Raw genomic sequence first — 17,787 nt, forward strand, 5'->3', positions numbered from 1 at the left:
ACTTCCCTTTATCCTTTCCCTATTTCCGCTCACATAAGCCCATTACCTATCCAAAAATAGGATATTAAATGATTATGTTATTCAATATAATGGCAGGGTTATGAAAGACTTAATTTCGAGATTTTTTCTGAGTGGATGGGGGCTACGGGGAATGACTCGCTTTCCGCGGGAGCGCGATGAGCCTCCTCAGGCTGACGCCTTGTGGGGTCTCACCTAGCACTCTTTTCCCGCTGGAGTCTCCCCATTCCCCTCCGCCCCTTTGCTATATCAGTGTCTCGAAACCACTTCACGAATAATCAGCTATTCAGTTTGATGGGACTATAAGTACAGAACTCTAATCCCAGGTATTTGGATCCTGAAAGCTTGATACAGAGCGTTTTATGCTTGTAACAATCGAAGTAGCGGAAGACAATTTAACTTTGTAAAGGGGTTCCCCAAGAACAACACAATCGTCTCGAAAATGAATCTTCAAGAAAAGGGAGCTATAGTGGAAGAATGGAAATAGAAAAACCGCTCCTTCTCGTGATGAGAAGGAGCGGTTGAGGGTTAACACCATTCACAATATTCCAGTTCCATTTTCAGTTCTTCCACGTACTCATGAGAACCTGTGACGATCAGGCGGTCACCCATCTTCAATTCTGTATCCCCGTGAGGCACGATCGAATCTTTGCCACGGAAGATTCTGACCATAATGACATCTCCGGTAAATGGAAATTCGCGGAGGTGAATGCCATTATAGACTGAATTGTTCATGTTAATTTGATAAAGCGCACTATCTTGTTTGGTTAAGATATCTAAAACATTCGGTGCTTCGATCATCGCTTTAAGGAGCGCTTTAGAAGACAAGAATACGGAGAACACATTGATATCGAGGTCTTTCATTTCCTGAGATAAGTCCGGAGACTCTACTCGGACAATGATCCGCTCTACTCCTTGCTCTTTCGCAAAGCGGGCAATCTCCGCATTTCGTTCTTCGTCACCCGTAGAAGCAACTAACAAGTCTACCTCGAAGACTCCGAGTTCCTTCATCTTCTCAACATCATAACCATCTAACTCTTTAATATCAAAGCAATTACGACTGATCCGTTCATCAACTTTATCCATTTTTGTATGGTATAGATGCGTTTCATAGGCATGAATATCCAGCTCTCGTACAACCGGTAAGGTCATGCGGTTGGATCCGATAAAGGATACGACCGTTTTATGGTCTTCGTCTTCGAATCGTCCATAAACCTTTTTAAAGACAATCGGTGCCACTAGACATGTCAGGACAGCCACTAGGATCAGTGCGCCTTCCATTTGGTCATCGATCATTCCTTCCCGCTTTCCAATGGCAGCCGCAGCAATCACAAGAGAGAGTGTGGAAGTAAGGATAAAACCTGAGCCAAAAACGGTTTTCTTATCATACCACTTACTCAAGATTAAAGCAGGAACAATCTTCGAGACGAGCAAGGCTATAAATAGCAACGGAATCAATATGAGGACACGGGAATCAGTAAATAGACTCCAAATATCAATTTCCACACCAACCATTACGAAGAAGATAGGAATTAAGAATCCATAACCGAAGCTGTCCAAACGCTTGACCATCTCAGGGTTAGGAGACAGCAGGGACACGAGTGTACCTGCTAAGAAAGCACCTAGGATATTTTCTGCTCCTACCGTTTCAGATAAAGCGACGAGAAGAAGGATGAGCGTGAACACAGCACGCGTATCGATCTGAATGGTCCCTTTGGCCATCGTCTCCACGAACGACTGATGACGAAACTTTTTGCCGATGTAATAGAAAAGGACACCTGCTGCGAAAAGCAGGAGCAGTAACCAAGTGTTTCCACCGCTCTCCCCATAAATGGATACGAAAACAGCAAGCAGAATCATTGTCACAAGGTCAGCAATAACTGCAATAAGGAGAATCGTCTGACCGATCGTTGTCTTCATCATTTGTGCATCCTTCAATGTCGGAACGACCACACCTAATGAAATGGTAGAAATGATCAATGTCATCAAGAAGGCATTGTCAATAAAACCTGCCAACACGAATAGATAAGAAAGTGCCAGAGAAATGACGAAGATGCCTATGAAAACAGTGGTCGCCACCCACACCGGATTTGGCGCCCCTGTCCCTTGGTTTTCCGGCTTAGCTTTCTTCTTTCTACTGGCAAAAATAGAGAAATCAATTTCTAATCCACTAAGAAACATCAAGAAAATGAATCCTAATGTGGACAGGATCTCTAACCAGCTTCCTTGCTCTACGATGTCAAATCCACTTTGACCGATGATTAATCCTACGATGATTTCTGCTACTACAACCGGAATGACATTCAGTTTAAAGCGGTGTAGTAAGATGGGAGTTATGAATGCTGCGATAATTACAATAACTAAAGAAGTTACTGATGCACCATGTTCCATACTCGCCCTCCTTCCTTAAATCAATAAATTCATGAAAGCTGTCGCCAATCCAAAGTAAATCAGGATGGAGATCAAGTCATTCACTGTTGTAATGAATGGACCTGAGGCAACAGCAGGGTCGATCTTTAAACGATGCATAAGAAGGGGAACGAGAGAGCCAGCCAATGTTGCTACAACCAAGGTCATAAAGATGGACAATCCGACTAATACGCCTAAGAAAAAGTTTTCATGCCATATATATACAATGAGAGTAATTAATACACCACAGGAAAGTCCAGTAATAATACCAGTTCCTGCTTCTCTCATCATCATTTTCCATTTTCCTTGCTTTTCAATTTCCCCGGTAGCGATACCGCGGACAGCAACGGCTAGTGCCTGCGTTCCTGTATTTCCCGCCATTCCGGCAATCAGCGGAATAAAAATAGCGAGGATAGCTACTTGATCCAAGGTGTCCTCAAAACGGCCGATCAGACTGGCTGTCAGGCTTCCTAAAAAAAGTAAAATGACAAGCCAAGGCAAACGCTTTTTGGCTGATGCAAAAGCATTGTCATCAGGACTGTCGACGTCAGAAACGGCAGCAAGTTTAGAATAATCATCACTTGCTTCTTCTTCCATGACGTCCATAATGTCATCGACGGTGATGATTCCTAGGAGATGGTCCTGCAAATCAACGACCGGCAAGGCAAGAAAGTCGTAGTCGCGCACCATACGTGCCACTTCTTCCTGATCTTCACCGACTGAGACCGATACCACTCGTTCATTCATAACATCGGATATCAGCCATTCTTCTTCAGATATAATCAAATCCCTCAACGAAATAACACCGACGAGCCGTTTATCTTCATTGATGACATATGTGTAATAAATCGTCTCGGCGTCCGGGGCTTCTGTTCTCAGATGTACCATCGCTTCCTTGATCGTCATACCGGCCTTAACGACAACGAATTCTGTTGTCATTATTGACCCGGCGGTTTTCTCTTCATAATGAAGCAGGTCTTTGATTTCGTCAGCTGCATCATCATCCATGATCGTCAAGAAACTCGCCACTTTATCTTTATCTAATTCGTTTAAAATATCAACGGCATCATCCGTCGACATTTCAGCGAAGACTTGCGCAGCAAAAGCTGGGGCCATTTCAGTAAAGAAGGGTTCAATTTCATCATAATCGATGTGCTCCATGACATCTGCAACCTCTTCCGGAGAGAGGTAGGTGTATATCTGCATCCGTATTTCTTCATCTAAATCTTCAAAGATCCGGGCCTGGTCATATGGATGCAGTTCGAGAAATTCTGCACGGAACTGGTCGATATGATCATTGAACAAGGCATCTTTAATATTGGTCCAAACCTCTTGGCGCTCCTGGTCATCTAAGTGTTCCATAAGCAACCCTCCCCAGTGTCTATTTCGTTTTTGACCGTTTAATCTTAATGGCGATACTGATGTTTGTCAACGAAAGTTACTCAATTTCTAAACAGCCAAATTCATCACATAAATGTAGTTTAACAGAAGAAATCATTCTTAGGGAACAAACTCCTCGTATGTTTAGTATTTCAAAGGCTTGGGAAAAATATCTTCTATATATAGGACAGTGCCAAATCCCTTATGGATAAGACAATTATTGAATGACTAAAGGAGACTGACCATGAACTACGACATAATCGGGGACATCCACGGCTGCTTTGAAGAGTTAAAACATTTATTCGATGAACTCGGCTACGAATGGAGCGATGGTCTCCCGCAACACCCTGACGGACGAACTCCAGTCTTCGTCGGAGATATTACTGACCGTGGCCCCTCATCCATGGATTGCATAACCTTCGTCTATCGTTTAGTTACTGAAAAGGGAGCCCATTATGTCCCGGGAAATCATTGCAACAAATTGTACCGCTTTTTCATAGGAAATCCAGTCCAAGAAAAGCATGGACTGGAGACCACCGCTGAGGAATACCGTTCCCTATCTAAAGAAGCACAGAAGGAGATCAAACATCAATTCATACACTTATATGAACAATCTCCTCTGCACTTGATTTTAAAAGATGTGGATGCGGTTGTTGCTCATGCTGGAATCCGTGAAGAAGATATCGGACATAAAAGTAAAAAAATCGAAACGTTCGTTCTCTATGGAGACATTACAGGTGAGAAGCTGCCGGACGGTCGTCCTGTCAGGCGAGACTGGGCACAGCATTACACAGGGAATCGTTGGATCGTTTATGGACATACCCCAGTCCGTGAACCCCGTTTTGTTAACAAAACCGTTAATATAGATACAGGGTGTGTGTTCGGAGGCAAGCTGACCGCTTTCCGCCTGCCCGAAGAAGAAATTGTCAGTGTACCATCGAGCATGCCTTTCGTAGAAGAAAAGTTCAGATATTAAAAAGCAGGAGCACTCGAGTGCTCCTGCTTTTTTATAGACCGTCAATTGATCACAATGCTTCTCAAGCAAATTGTTCCCAATGTTTTGGTGGTTCTGATGTAAAGGTCAACTTTTTCTTCGTCCATGGATGGATGAAATGAAGCCGTTCACAATGCAAGGCTTGACCATCTATACCTCCCATTTTGTTCCCGCCATATAACGTGTCTCCGGCTAAAGGATACCCTCTATGAGCCATATGGACACGAATTTGGTGCGTCCGACCGGTGAGAAGCTTAAACCGGACACGGGAGTAATCATTCTCCTGATTTATCAGTTGGAACTGAGTTTTTGAAGGCTTACCCTCCGGTGTTACGACTCTTCGAATGATGGAGTCTTCTGCACGACCGATTGGCTCATCAATGAGACCTTCCTTTTCCCTCAATTCCCCTTCAATAATGGCTACATACTGTCGTGATATCAAGTCCAATTTATTGGAAAGCAGCCTATGACTATACGCGTGTTTAGAAATTAACATCAATCCAGAAGTATCTCTGTCCAGCCTCGTGACAATATGTGCCGTGCAGGGATACCCTCTTTTTTCATATTCGAACAGCAAGTAACTTGCGATTGAAGGCTCTTTTTGGTCAAAAGGGGGGACTACAGGGATTCCTGCGGGCTTGTTAAGGACCATAACATCTTCATCCTCAAATATAATCGGTAATGTTCCCTGTTGAGGAAAAATCGCCCCTCTTTCTTCTTTAGGAAAAACGACGACGACTTCATCCCCGGTCTCTAATGGACGCCACATTTCCTCCTGATAAGATCCATTGACCAATACCGCACCTTCCATACGGACCTTCTTTATCAACTGACGGGAAAACTCACCTGCTTGCAACAAAAAATCACGAATGGAAGAACCCGTGTAAGCATCTGTCACCCGCCAACTCTTTTTCACATCACTCTGAGTAGTCATCAGCTACAAAGGAGTCGTGGACACGTTTCCAGAAAGGGAATGGACGGAACCGTGCAAACCGTACTTTTTCTTCGGCCACGCGGCATTGAATGGATTTTACGTCTTTATAGGTACGAGTGATGTGATCAATTGTGAAAAGAAAACTGCGGTCGTGCTTTGGCTTGAACATGCATGTATGATGACTAGGTAAAATCAACGGGGACCCAATCGTACGGAACACACGGTTATTGATGGAAGCCATTTCAGCAATTTGGAAGGCTTCAAGGGAAGGGTGCAAAATAGCTCCTCCCAGCGCTTTATTATAAGCCGTACTCCCGGATGGTGTAGATACGCAGAGTCCGTCACCACGGAACGTCTCAAAATGGTCGCCTTTGATTTCAATGTCCATAACAACCGAACCTTCTGATGTCTTGATCGTACACTCATTCAGTGCAAGGTAACGGTCTTCTTCTCCCCCGCTTTTCGGGCGAATGGTAACTTCAAGGAGCGGGTACTCGACCACCTGAAATGGAGTCTTCGCAATTTCTATGATCAGCTTTTCTAATTCTTCCGGCATCCAATCCGCATAAAAACCGAGATGGCCGGTATGTATTCCAATGAAAGCTGTTTTATCCAATCGGTGAACATAGGTGTGGAAAGCTTCCAACAATGTACCATCCCCACCGACAGAAATGGCAAGATCGGGTTCATCTTCATCGTATTCCAACTTAAACTCCGTCAAGTAGTTTTTAATTTTCGAACGGATTTCGTTCGATTTCTGATCACCTTTTGAAAGGATCGAGAACTTCATCGGTCCACCCACTCCTTTAAGTTTTTCTAGGGTTTTTCTTTTGTTCTTCTTTTCTTAAGAACGCGCGTTGAGCTTCTTGAATCTCGCTTTTTATTTTGGACATCTCTTCATCCAACTGAAAGGCAGCCTCACCGGCACGTTTGAGACGTGATTTAATTTCTGCTGGTATTTTCCCCGAATACTTATAATTTAATGAGTGTTCATTGGTCGCCCAAAAGTTCATGGCAAGAGTACGGATTTGGATTTCCGCCAACACTTTTTTCTCTCCATGAATGGTTTCCACAGGATAACGAATAATGACGTGAAAGGATCTATACCCACTATCCTTTTTCCTTGAAACGTAATCTTTCTCTTCTACAATTTCAAAATCATGGCGGTTCCGAAGCATGTTAACAACCGCATAAATGTCATCAACGAATTGACAGACTACTCTCACACCAGCTATATCCTGTAATTCTTCTTCGATATTTTCAGGATTGATCGCTTTCCGTCTAGCCTTTTCAATAATACTTGATTTCGGCTTGACGCGTCCGGTTACAAATTCAATAGGAGATTGTTCCTCCTCATATTCAAACTGCCGGCGCATGCCTTTTAATTTAATTTTTAATTCTTCCACTACTTGTGCATAAGGTGCTATAAATATATCCCAATTCATCAAGCAACCACCTTTATGTATCCAATCTTCATAGTAAATATGTGCGTTTTGTTCATCATTCATTGTATCATAAAGTTAGCCTGCAGAATAAGCAGAGCGCCTGACATTATACTACGATCAGGAGGTCTTAACCATGGCACAGGAAATTGAAATCGAGTTTAAAAACTTATTAACAGAAGATGAGTATGAAAAAGTTTATCATTTTTTACCATTCAAATCAGTTGAACTCATGGAGCAAACCAATTATTATTTTGAAACAGAAGAACTAAATCTTAAGCAGCAGGGAGCTGCATTGAGAATTCGTCAAAAAAATGGGCAATGGACATTGACTCTGAAGCAGCCTCATGCAGAAGGTCTGCTTGAAACTCATGATTCGCTCACAGAAGAAGAAGCTAACCTTTGGATTCAAGACAAAATGACAGACAAACCTCACGTGTCTAAACAACTGAATGGTCTGGGTATTCCCTTGGAAAATCTCTACTACCTCGGTTCTCTTACAACGAGACGGAAAGAGGTTGAATACAAGGAGGCCACCGTCGTCCTTGACCACAGCCTTTATTATGACAAGGAAGATTATGAGTTGGAAGTAGAGGCCCGTTCTAAAGAGACCGGGAAAAAGGTGATTGAAGAAATTCTGCACGCATGCAATATTCCAAAGCGTGAAACAGATAATAAGATCAAGCGTTTCTACGATAGAAGGCGACTGCAATCAGAATAGTTGCTGTTCTCTAGCCCTCATTGCTAAAATGATGAACAGACAGGAAGGGATGCTATGCAACAACGAGAAACGTTTTTTGAGGAAATTGGCAAAGATAAAATTGATGAGCTTGTCGAAGCGTTTTATAAACGTGTTAGTGAGCATCCGGATTTAACTCCAATCTTTCCGGACGATCTCACTGAGACCATACGAAAACAAAAACAATTCTTAACACAGTTTTTCGGGGGGCCACCACTCTATGTTGAGGAGCATGGCCATCCGATGTTACGGGCAAGACACCTGCCTTTCAAAATTACCCCGACAAGAAGAGATGCATGGTTATCCTGTATGTCCGGTGCCATGAATGAGGTTGATATTCAAGAACCTCATCGTTCTTTCATGTTTGAGAGGCTAACGATGACCGCAAACCATATGATGAATTCACCAGAAGATGAGAAAGGAGAATCGATGTGAGTTGGAAAAGTTTAAACAGTGACAGCGAAAAAGCAGGAACAGCAAGCGGTTTTTTCGATTTACTGAAACGACCGATTGAGATCTATGTTTTCATTGATCCCCTATGCCCTGAATGCTGGTCACTGGAACCCTTCCTCAAAAAGCTCACGATCGAATACGGACGCTTCTTTACTCTCCGTCCGATCATCAGCGGGAAGCTTGCTTCGTTACACCAAAATAAAATAAAAAAGCCTGAAAATTTGAAAGAGGCGTGGGACAAAACCGGTTCACGTACAGGCATGTGCTGTGACGGAGATGTATGGCTTGAAAACCCTGTATCCTCCCCGTTAGCCACAGCTCTTGCAGTAAAAGCCGCTGAATTGCAGGGAAAAAAAGCTGGTATGCGTTTCTTACGGAAAGTACAGGAGTATGTTTTCTTGGAAAAACAGAACATTTCAGATGAATCAGTTTTAATTGAGTGCGCCGAAAAATCCCGTCTTGATGTATCTGAATTCAAAAAAGATCTCCACGGAGACGCCGCAAGAAGGGCCTTACAGTGTGACTTAAAACTAGCTCATGAGATGGACGTGGATTCCACTCCCACCATTGTCGTTTTCAACGAATCAGAAGAAGATGCCGGCTTAAAAATCACAGGTTTATACACTTACGACGTTTATGTGAAAGTGTTGAAAGAAATGCTGCAAAAAGATCCAAAGCTAGGAATCAAACCAGCTTTGGAGGATTTCTTGCAACACTATCGCTTCGTCGCCAACAAAGAGATTGCCGTCGTATATGACTGGACGGAACAAGAAGCCAAGCGAGAAATGAAAAAGCTGGTACTCAAGCAAAAAGTCCGTGAAATCCCCGTTAAACATGGAGCTTTCTGGCAGTATATTGAAAGTTGATCAAACTCCCGGAAACGGGAGTTTTTTCAATGGCAAAGTCATGTGCACCCATTCCCCTCCATAAAATGAACCATGGAGGTGTGTGTGGAGATGAAAATGAAAATTTGGGTAGTTCTTCTCTTCGTCATCAGTATTTTATTCCTTGCTGCTTTCCACTTGTTCGCGCTCATGAACTTATACCCTATTTACATTAGTTCCCCTTTATTGTTCATTGCGATATACTTAGTCGTATCCATACCATCCCACAAAAAAACATTCCGCGGTTTTAAATAATGAAACCCACAGAACCATTTGTTCTGTGGGTTTCATTGTGTTATTTCTTCAGAAGCTGTTCCATTTCGTTTAATTTTTCTTCAAAAACATCCAACGCAGATAAGATTGGATCTTTCGATGTCATATCGACACCGGCCTGCTTTAGCACCTCAATCGGATAGTCGCTGCTACCCGCCTTCAAGAAGTTCTTGTAGCGTTCAACCGCTGGTTCTCCTTCTTCAAGGATCTGTCCAGCTAATGCCTGTGCAGCTGCATAGCCGGTAGAGTACTGATAGACATAGTACCCCATATAGAAATGCGGGATACGCGCCCATTCAAGACCAATTTTTTCATCAATCACAATGTTATCTCCGAAGTATTTCTTGTTGAGATCATAATAAATTTCCGTCAGTTTTTCAGCCGTCAAAGCTTCGCCATTCTGTGCCTGCATATGAATCTCATGTTCAAATTCAGCAAACATCGTCTGGCGGAAAACCGTCCCACGGAATCCTTCCAAAAAGTTGTTCAACAAATAAAGCTTCTCTTTTTCACTGTTTGTTTTCTTAATCATGTAGTCATTTAGAAGCGCTTCATTACAAGTGGAAGCCACCTCTGCCACGAAAATAGAGTAATTGCCATAACGGTACGGCTGATTTTTATGTGTGTAATAGCTATGAAGAGAATGCCCGAGTTCATGGGCTAAGGTGAATAAATTGTTTACATTATCCTGCCAGTTCATAAGGATATATGGGTTTGTTCCATAATGACCTGATGAATAAGCCCCGCTTCGTTTCCCTTTATTCTCCTCAACGTCAATCCAGCGATTTTCAAACCCTTCTTTTACTATATTGACGTATTCTTCACCCAGCGGCTCCAGGCCTTTGGTGACCAATTCCTTAGCTTCTTCGTAAGGAATTTCCATCTCTGCATCTTTCACAAGTGGTGTATACATGTCATACATGTGAACCTCATCAAGGTCCAGCACTTCTTTACGAAGCTCTGCATAGCGATGTAAGAGAGGTAGTCTTTCGTTTACTGCTTCCAACAGGTTATCATAAACCGACTCCGGGATATTATTGCTGTCTAGTTTCGCCTGTCGTGCCCGGTCATACTTCCTTACAGACGCGTTGAAGTTGTTCTTCTTCACATGTCCACCGAGTGTTGATGCAAATGTGTTCTTGAACGATCCAAACGTATCGTACATGGCATCAAATGCAGATTTCCGCACTTCACGATCATCTGACTTCAAAAAATTGATATAGCGCCCGTGGGTTAGATCAACCTCTTCGCCTTTTTCGTTTTTAATGGTAGGAAAAGTGAGATCCGCATTATTTAAAGCGCCAAAAGTTTGTGAAGGGTTGGCACCAATCTCTGAGAATCCAGCCAACAATTTCTCTTCCTTTTCACTCAGTACATGAGCACGTTGGCGTGTAATCTCATCGAGTGTGTGTTCATATAGCTCTAGAGGCTCATAAGATTCAATAAAGTTTTTCACTTTCCCTTCAGGAAGAGCAAGAATCTCCGGAACGATGAAACTCATAGCAGATGCAATCTTCGTGTATAAGTTCTCAGCCTTTGCATTCATCTCCTGATAATGTGCATTCGTTGTATCCTGGTCATTTCTCATATGGGCATAAGTGTACAACAAGCCTATTTTATTGGAAATTTTATCTTGAAAGGAAAGAAGCTCATAAAGCTGTTCTGCTGATTCCCCCAGTTTCCCCTGGTACTTTTCTAATTCAGGAAGCAGCTCTTTTGCTTCTTCTAATTCTTTATACCATTCTTCATCTGTTGCAAACATGGCTTCTAGGTCCCAAGTTTTCTCAACAGGTATTTCTTCTCTTTTGGGTAGCTCTTTCGCAGACGACATCCAACATCCTCCTTCAAAATAATTCGTCACCCTAAAAATTTCTCGATTAAGGTGCAAATCCCTTCTTAAATCTTAATTCTTTGTAAATTTTTCAACTGTTCCAACGTCCTGCGGTCATCTTCCAATGCATCCTCCACTCGTTTATGGAAGGAGACCTGTTTCTTCTTGATATAATTATTCTTCCCTGTTTTTTCTATGATATTTAATTGAGTAAGTAAGTCTAGATATTGTTGGCTTAAATGAGGGACATATCCGTTTAAAGTCGAAGGGGTCTTCAAGAAGGGAAAGTCGACGAGGGCTCCTATGGGCAGGTGGAAGAAATGATCGAGGAAAAGGCGGGTTTGCCATATATACGGCTTCCCTCCGGCTTGAACCTGCCCAGGAACAGGTAAATAACAAATGCTCGGGATCAGCGAGAAGTGATAACCCCTTAAGTAAAGATACTGACGATATTGCCGTTCATCAGAACTTACTTGACTCTGATACACCGTGCGATTTTTATACCATAACCTCTCCAGGTCTTTTAAGAAATGATCATCACCGTGGCTGACGGATACTGAGGAAAATAACTGTGCAAAACTCAGGTTCGTTATAGTTGAAGAAAATGTGTTTGCAAAAACCCGGCGTCCACCTGTGGATCTTGCATTGGAAAGAACACAAATGATGTTTTTTGAAGCATGAAAGAAATATAAGTGATAATTATCATGGAAATAATAAAGAAAGGAGCGGGTAAAGTCACTAAGAGAATAATGATGGGAGTTCGAGGAATGAAGGTGCTTTGCACCGAGAATCCAAAGAGGAAAGATCCCCGCATGAAGGTAGGAGAGTGTTCGTTTATTAATTTCGCGCTTTGAAACAGTCGCACACTGATACTCAATCGCAATTTCCTTTTTATTAGCGATTAAGTATAAATCTGGTCGTTGTCTAATCTCTGGCAAGTATTGCTCCAGGTGAACGTCATACCCTTGATTTTTCAACCATGTAAATAACCGCCATTTCCCTCGATCATGTTCGACAGTCTCCCCTCCTTTTATCTCCGTACAATTGCTTTTAGGTAGATGTGAAAAGTGAGGGACTGTACGTGTTCCTGATCGTATCCTCAATATTTCATGACAGACAGGACAAAAATAAGGGGTTTTCCTTGCGTATTCTATTTCCACTTGTGTCAGTTGGTACAAAGATTGTAATTCTCCATTTGTATCCAAAGCATACAACACCTGTTTATTCACCTCCTACCCCCTTTATTCGACATAAAACTTCAATAATCCTGCTTCTCACGCCCACTTGGAATATGTAAAAAATAATAAAACTTGACATCTCGAATCTAGGCCTTTTAGTAGAAAAATGCTCTCTTAGGGTGAAAAGATACCATTTAAGACAAAAAAATAAGCACACGGAGTTGTGTGCTCATCGAATTAATCGACAGGGAAATATTCTTTTACTGATTCCAATGCCTGCTCGTTAAAAATCGTTTTTCCATACTCCTCTAACCTGTGAACCGTAAGGGATGACTCATGTCCGTATTCCATAAGTTGACTCAACACATTTTCTTGGTCATCATCACTCATATTCTCATCATTAAATTGAATATATAAATAGTAACGATCTTCATAATGGAATAAGCGCTGCTCCATGGATTCAGCCGGTAATACGTAATGGCTCAGTTGGATCACATCTTCAAAATCGTTGAACTTGAGAGTGAACGTCAGAGGTTCATCTGACTCCTCCTGATCCTCATCGTACTCATTCCTTTGATCATAGTCTTCGGAAGAATGGAATTTATCATCAAGCAGTGATTCCAGTTTTTCATCCACTGGAACATCAATTGCCTTACCGTCCTCATTCGGAAGTTCGAGCTTTTGGCCATCCTGGGAAACTTGTGCCTTAGTAACGATCACTTCTAGTCCTTTGTCCATCGCCTGAACCTGAATCCACAATGGCCCATCAGCTTGGAAGTTTTCCTGATCGTTCACTTCATCCATCATTTCCCAAAAAAGCTGTTCACTGCGTTCTCGGTTATACCAGATTTCTTCTCTGTCAAAACCTCTTTGTTCTACATCTTGATATGTTACGTAAAATTTAACGGTATTTTCATTAATGCGTTCGATTTCCATACGTTTCTCTCCCTTCTTGTCATGTTTTAAGGGGGAAGGGAACACTCACCCTTGCGTCGCTTATAAAACCTTACCCGTTAGGCCAAAGCTTCAACCGTAAAGATGTGTAGAGATAAGGGTTGATGTACTTCTATTGTATGACAGCAAAGGCTGTTTGGAAAACAAAATGCTCGATTTCAGCATATAACCATTTGTGCCATGAATAAACATGGAAATAGACCCTCATTCGGTTGATTGACTTTTCATTTTAGCTTATTCCCTTAGGTTTGTCACTACATAGCAGGAGGATTTTTCAATGAACTGGGACTTGCTTGAACCATTACTTATCATTATCAGTATTGACATCATTCTCGGCGGTGATAATGCTGTAGTCATCGCACTTGCCAGCCGTAATTTACCCCCTGATCAAAGAAACAAAGCGATTTTTCTAGGGACAGGCTTAGCCATCGCTGCCAGAGTCCTTTTGACTATGGTTGCTCTTTATCTTCTCCAAATCCCTTACCTTCAATTAATCGGTGGGGTGCTTCTCTTTTATATTGCCATGAAACTGCTAACTGATACAGAAGAGACCGATCACATTAAAGCAGGAGACAGCCTTGCTGCTGCTGTTAAAACAATTGTGTTTGCAGATATCGTGATGGGTTTTGATAATGTACTTGCCATCGCTGGTGCCTCTCACAACAACATCATTCTCGTCATGATCGGGCTTCTCGTATCTGTCCCTATTATTGTCTGGGGAAGTCGAATCATCCTCGTGCTCATGGACAAGTTTCCACTCCTCATTTATTTCGGAGCTGGGATTCTGACCTATACAGCTGCCGAGATGGTCATGGAAGACCGCTACATCCTCCAGTATATGGAGAATTATCCATTTATCCATCAGTGGTTTGCCGTGGTTATGGTTATTGCAGTCGTTACTCTAGGGTATTTATCCAACAAAAGAAAAGGCACGGCAGTCTAACGAAAAAAGCACCCATTTTCTATGTCAGAATAAGGGAATTAAAAAAGCTGCGATGGTATGTTCACCATCACAGCTTTTTTATTTATTAATTGACTAAGCGTTGAGCTTCTTTCAATTGGAATGTGCGAACACTTCTAGGTAAGAAACGGCGAATTTCATCTTCGTTATAACCTACCTGCAGTCGTTTATCATCCAAGATGATTGGACGACGTAACAATCCAGGGTTCTCCTGAATCAAGTCAAAGAGATCTTGCATCGGCAGCTGATCGAAATCCACCTTCAACTTTTGAAATACCTTTGAGCGTGTAGAGATGATTTCTTCCGTTCCATCCTCCGTCATACGTAGGATTTCCTTGATCTCATCCAACGTAAGCGGCTCAGAAAAGATGTTTCGTTCAGTGTAAGGAATATCGTGCTCTTCCAACCATGCTTTAGCTTTTCGACATGATGTACAACTTGGTGAGGTATAAAGTGTAACCATACAGAAACTTCACTCCTCAATATTTTATGGTAGAACTTTAATTGCTTTTTAATTGTAATCAATATAATCTAACCATGATTCTACTATAACACACCTGTCAAGTTTCATCTATAAAAACACGAACATATGTTACAAAAAGCAATTTTAAATCGTTTCCATGTACTTATACCACGTTATATGTAGGGTTAAACATCTTTCTAAGAGAAAGATTAAAAACATTCTATTTTCAACTACTAGCGTTCCATTGAAAATACCCACCATAATTAACGGTGGGCATACATGATCAGTTTTTGGTTTTATCCAGTTCTTTTAAGATGTTTTCTGTATCACGATCTTCATCATGAGTCAGAACTTCATCAACAGGCTGGTAGGACTTCCCGTAAAATTCTTTATCCTTATACGTATGAATTTCTGTGTACATCTCTTTCATTTGTTTGTAGATTTGCTCTTCAGAGGCATCTTCTGGAGACCAGTAAAGGATTTCCATCTGATTAAGTTCGTCTGTAACCACAGAACGTCTTGTGTATCCGATAGATTTTGCATGCTTGAATCCTTCACGTTGATAAAAACGGAGCCTTGCTTCGGTATCCGAGTCCTCATAGTCGACAGGTTCCACTTCAAGGATGATCGGCTTCCCTTTCGCCTTCATTTTTTCGATGAGTTTATGACCAAGACCTTGACCACGCGAAGCAGTGGAAACGTATACATAGTCGATAAAAAGAAAAGAATCAAATTCCGCGTACATAAGGACGTGGTTTTCTCCCTCATCTTTGTAGTACACATTACTTTTTTCTTTCAATAATGCTTCCATGTGTTCTTTCGATTTCATTTCCTCTACTGGGAAATACTCGTTCAACTTCTCATACCAATTCATTGATCTACTCCCTTATGATTAGTCATTCTCTATTATACCGAATAATCATTCAGTTGTTAAATGCTATTCTATACACTTACTTTTGCATTTGTAGTGTCAGCTGTGTATAGAATGTGGAAGAATCCTTTAAGGTATGCTTTATTTATCCATTTCCTAAAATGTCCTCTAAGAAACATCCTTCATCCTTTTTTACCTTTAAAAGTTTCAGATAAGCTCCCTATACTTGAAGACTCGATTTCGAGATGCTTTTGGGTTTCGTTGCCGAGGTTGAGCGTCAGGGGTGGCTGGGAAGCTACTCGCTTTCCTGTGGGGGAGTGGCGAGCTTCCTCCCACGGGAGTCTCGCAGCTTCCCAACCACCCCATTCGATATAGGTGAGAAACGAACCCCTGTACCAAGAAGGAGGGCTCCCATTATCCCCTCCCAAGCAAGCACAAAGAGCTCTGTATGAACAATTTTCGCTCTAAATTCCCGCTGACGAGAGTAAATATCATCCACTTCCCACAATCATATAAACTGATTTTTCCAGTAGAGGTTTCGAGAATCTTCCTTGGTAAAGGGGCGGAGGGGAATGGTGAGACTCCTGCGGGAAAAAAGTGCAGGGTGAGACCCCACAGGACGCAGTCCGAGGAGGCACACCGCGCTCCCGCGGAAAGCGAGCTATTCTCCGTAGCCCCCATCCACTCAACCAAAGTCTCGAAACTGAGTCTTCCACAAGACTGCCATTATCTTCAATAAAGGAAAAAGTGTGGAATCTTTTTACTAATCTAAGGGTGTATAGTCTACGCCTTTCGTGTAGTTGTTTCCAGCATTCCATAGGAGGAATTCGTTGATCCCGTTCTCGTTTAAAGCACGGATTTGAGCTTCCACCTCGGCTTTCCCGTATTGTTTCGTAGGTCCAGAGTACAGCCACGGAGCTTCGAAATCCTGAAGCCAAGGACGGGAAGTTGGTGAATTCTCCAATGTTTCCAATACCTCGTTCTCTACTTTAGCGTATTCACTTATTAGACGGTAAGGTTCGGTATCTGGTTTGGAGATTCCAAAATACGGTCCCCAGTGGCTTGGATAAATCATAGAAGAGATGACGTCAACGTTGGATGAGATTTTTGAGAAATTCTGCCCGATATTCGGTGCTTCTGTAATAGTCGCTGCATAACCAAAGATATCCACAGATACATCAACCCCATAATACTCCAACTCTTTACTGGCATATTCTACAAAGTCCGTAACAGCCTGTACACGTTTTTGTACGTTGTCTATGTCCATATCTCCATATTTCCCTTGGCCGTATTCCAATACACCATCACGGCTTCCAAAGCCCTCTGGGAAGCGAACATAATCGTACTGAATTTCCTCAAATCCCATTTCTGCTGCTATTTTGGCAAGCTCTACATTATATTCCCATACTTCTTCCATAAATGGATTGACGAATGATTCACCTTTTCCATTTTTCCAAACTTGACCGTTTTTTGTGAAAGATAAGTCTGGACGCTTTTCCGCTAGTAAGCTGTCCTTAAATACAACCACTCGAGCAATTGGATAGATTCCCTTTTCTTCTAGTTCTTCTAACATCGCACGAGGATCATCTATAAACCCTTCAGCAACGTCCGCATAAGGAGAACCTTCTTCAGGCTCGAACGTGATGTTCCCCTTATCCTCCTTTATATCAATGACCATGGCGTTCAGTTCTGTATCTTCAACCAGCTTCGTAAGCTCTGCCATCTTCGCTCCACCCGCAGAAGGTCCCGTTACAAAAATACCTCTGACGGCATCTGGGTATTCGAAGGTCAGTCCAGAGTTATATGTAAACCGTGCTGCTGGACTAGGAACGGCTAATTCCTTCAAACCCGATTGTTTTTTCGTAAGCATCGCGACCTCTTTCGCTCCTTCTCCACCTTCGGCCTTAACGTTATGTAATGACCCCATCATTCCGAAAAAGAGAATCCCCGTGAAAATAATCATCCATAGTTGTCTTTTCCCCATGTGCATCCTACTCCTATCC

At 42.2% G+C, this 17,787-nt stretch carries 17 protein-coding genes; 6 read left to right on the forward strand and 11 right to left on the reverse strand.

The genetic code is table 11. From position 1 onward, the window contains the following. Positions 1–546: 546 nt before the first annotated feature. Both LC065_RS18805 and mgtE read right to left on the reverse strand, forming a co-directional pair. The gene (locus LC065_RS18805) at positions 547–2,409 is read right to left on the reverse strand and encodes a monovalent cation:proton antiporter family protein (protein WP_226588144.1); all 1,863 of its coding nucleotides are present in this window, start codon (positions 2,407–2,409) and stop codon (positions 547–549) included. A 15-nt stretch (positions 2,410–2,424) separates the two neighbouring features. After that, positions 2,425–3,789 (reverse strand): magnesium transporter, encoded by a 1,365-nt coding sequence (mgtE, locus tag LC065_RS18810; protein ID WP_306163628.1) that lies wholly within the window; start codon positions 3,787–3,789, stop codon positions 2,425–2,427. Positions 3,790–4,051: 262 nt separating this feature from the next. On the opposite strand from mgtE, the gene prpE reads away from it, so the two are divergent. Beyond that, positions 4,052–4,783 (forward strand): bis(5'-nucleosyl)-tetraphosphatase PrpE, encoded by a 732-nt coding sequence (gene prpE, locus LC065_RS18815; protein WP_226588142.1) that lies wholly within the window; start codon positions 4,052–4,054, stop codon positions 4,781–4,783. A gap of 61 nt (positions 4,784–4,844) precedes the next feature. Here prpE and LC065_RS18820 read toward each other — a convergent pair whose 3' ends face one another. From LC065_RS18820 to LC065_RS18830, 3 genes are read right to left on the reverse strand one after another with little or no spacing between them, the layout of a single operon-like run. Next, on the reverse strand, positions 4,845–5,699 hold the full coding sequence (locus LC065_RS18820) for an RluA family pseudouridine synthase (RefSeq protein WP_226588140.1): 855 nt from the start codon (positions 5,697–5,699) through the stop codon (positions 4,845–4,847). A gap of 19 nt (positions 5,700–5,718) precedes the next feature. Then, complete coding sequence (locus tag LC065_RS18825) at positions 5,719–6,525, reverse strand: NAD kinase (protein WP_160912035.1); 807 nt, start codon at positions 6,523–6,525, stop codon at positions 5,719–5,721. A gap of 16 nt (positions 6,526–6,541) precedes the next feature. Then, positions 6,542–7,180, reverse strand: coding sequence for a GTP diphosphokinase (locus tag LC065_RS18830; protein WP_226588130.1), 639 nt, complete (start codon positions 7,178–7,180; stop codon positions 6,542–6,544). A 133-nt stretch (positions 7,181–7,313) separates the two neighbouring features. Here LC065_RS18830 and LC065_RS18835 point away from each other — a divergent pair, with 133 nt between their 5' ends. The 4 genes from LC065_RS18835 (at position 7,314) to LC065_RS18850 (ending at position 9,508) form a co-directional block, all read left to right on the forward strand. After that, positions 7,314–7,898: a CYTH domain-containing protein gene (locus LC065_RS18835; RefSeq protein WP_226588128.1), complete on the forward strand. Its 585-nt coding sequence runs from the start codon at positions 7,314–7,316 to the stop codon at positions 7,896–7,898. 54 nt (positions 7,899–7,952) lie between these two features. Further along, positions 7,953–8,351 carry a globin domain-containing protein gene (locus LC065_RS18840; protein ID WP_226588126.1) on the forward strand — a complete coding sequence of 133 codons (399 nt, stop codon included), beginning with the start codon at positions 7,953–7,955 and terminating at the stop codon, positions 8,349–8,351. Next, positions 8,348–9,235, forward strand: coding sequence for a ClpXP adapter SpxH family protein (locus tag LC065_RS18845; RefSeq protein ID WP_306163629.1), 888 nt, complete (start codon positions 8,348–8,350; stop codon positions 9,233–9,235). The genes LC065_RS18840 and LC065_RS18845 overlap by 4 nt, the downstream gene beginning before the upstream one ends. Positions 9,236–9,325: 90 nt before the next feature. After that, complete coding sequence (locus tag LC065_RS18850; RefSeq protein ID WP_226588124.1) at positions 9,326–9,508, forward strand: hypothetical protein; 183 nt, start codon at positions 9,326–9,328, stop codon at positions 9,506–9,508. A gap of 40 nt (positions 9,509–9,548) precedes the next feature. Here LC065_RS18850 and pepF read toward each other — a convergent pair whose 3' ends face one another. From pepF to mecA, 3 genes are all read right to left on the reverse strand, one after another. Further along, positions 9,549–11,357 carry an oligoendopeptidase F gene (gene pepF / locus LC065_RS18855; RefSeq protein WP_226588122.1) on the reverse strand — a complete coding sequence of 603 codons (1,809 nt, stop codon included), beginning with the start codon at positions 11,355–11,357 and terminating at the stop codon, positions 9,549–9,551. A 65-nt stretch (positions 11,358–11,422) separates the two neighbouring features. Continuing rightward, a complete protein-coding gene (locus tag LC065_RS18860) occupies positions 11,423–12,586 on the reverse strand; it encodes a competence protein CoiA (RefSeq protein ID WP_226588120.1) in 1,164 nt (387 codons plus the stop codon). A gap of 186 nt (positions 12,587–12,772) precedes the next feature. Beyond that, positions 12,773–13,471, reverse strand: coding sequence for an adaptor protein MecA (gene mecA, locus LC065_RS18865; RefSeq protein WP_226588118.1), 699 nt, complete (start codon positions 13,469–13,471; stop codon positions 12,773–12,775). 295 nt (positions 13,472–13,766) lie between these two features. Between mecA and LC065_RS18870 the strand changes: the two genes are divergently transcribed. After that, positions 13,767–14,432, forward strand: coding sequence for a TerC family protein (locus LC065_RS18870; protein WP_226588116.1), 666 nt, complete (start codon positions 13,767–13,769; stop codon positions 14,430–14,432). Positions 14,433–14,517: 85 nt separating this feature from the next. On the opposite strand, the gene spxA is transcribed toward LC065_RS18870, so the two are convergent. The 3 genes from spxA to LC065_RS18885 form a co-directional block, all read right to left on the reverse strand. Continuing rightward, positions 14,518–14,913, reverse strand: a complete 396-nt coding sequence (gene spxA / locus LC065_RS18875; RefSeq protein WP_008638741.1) for a transcriptional regulator SpxA — start codon at positions 14,911–14,913, stop codon at positions 14,518–14,520. 283 nt (positions 14,914–15,196) lie between these two features. Continuing rightward, on the reverse strand, positions 15,197–15,787 hold the full coding sequence (locus LC065_RS18880; RefSeq protein WP_226588114.1) for a GNAT family N-acetyltransferase: 591 nt from the start codon (positions 15,785–15,787) through the stop codon (positions 15,197–15,199). Between the two features lie 760 nt (positions 15,788–16,547). Continuing rightward, positions 16,548–17,768, reverse strand: coding sequence for a putative glycoside hydrolase (locus LC065_RS18885; protein WP_226588112.1), 1,221 nt, complete (start codon positions 17,766–17,768; stop codon positions 16,548–16,550). Positions 17,769–17,787 lie beyond the last annotated feature (19 nt).

Origin of the sequence: Halobacillus litoralis, assembly GCF_020524085.2 — a bacterium.
GTDB classification, from domain to species: domain Bacteria; phylum Bacillota; class Bacilli; order Bacillales; family Halobacillaceae; genus Halobacillus; species Halobacillus litoralis_E.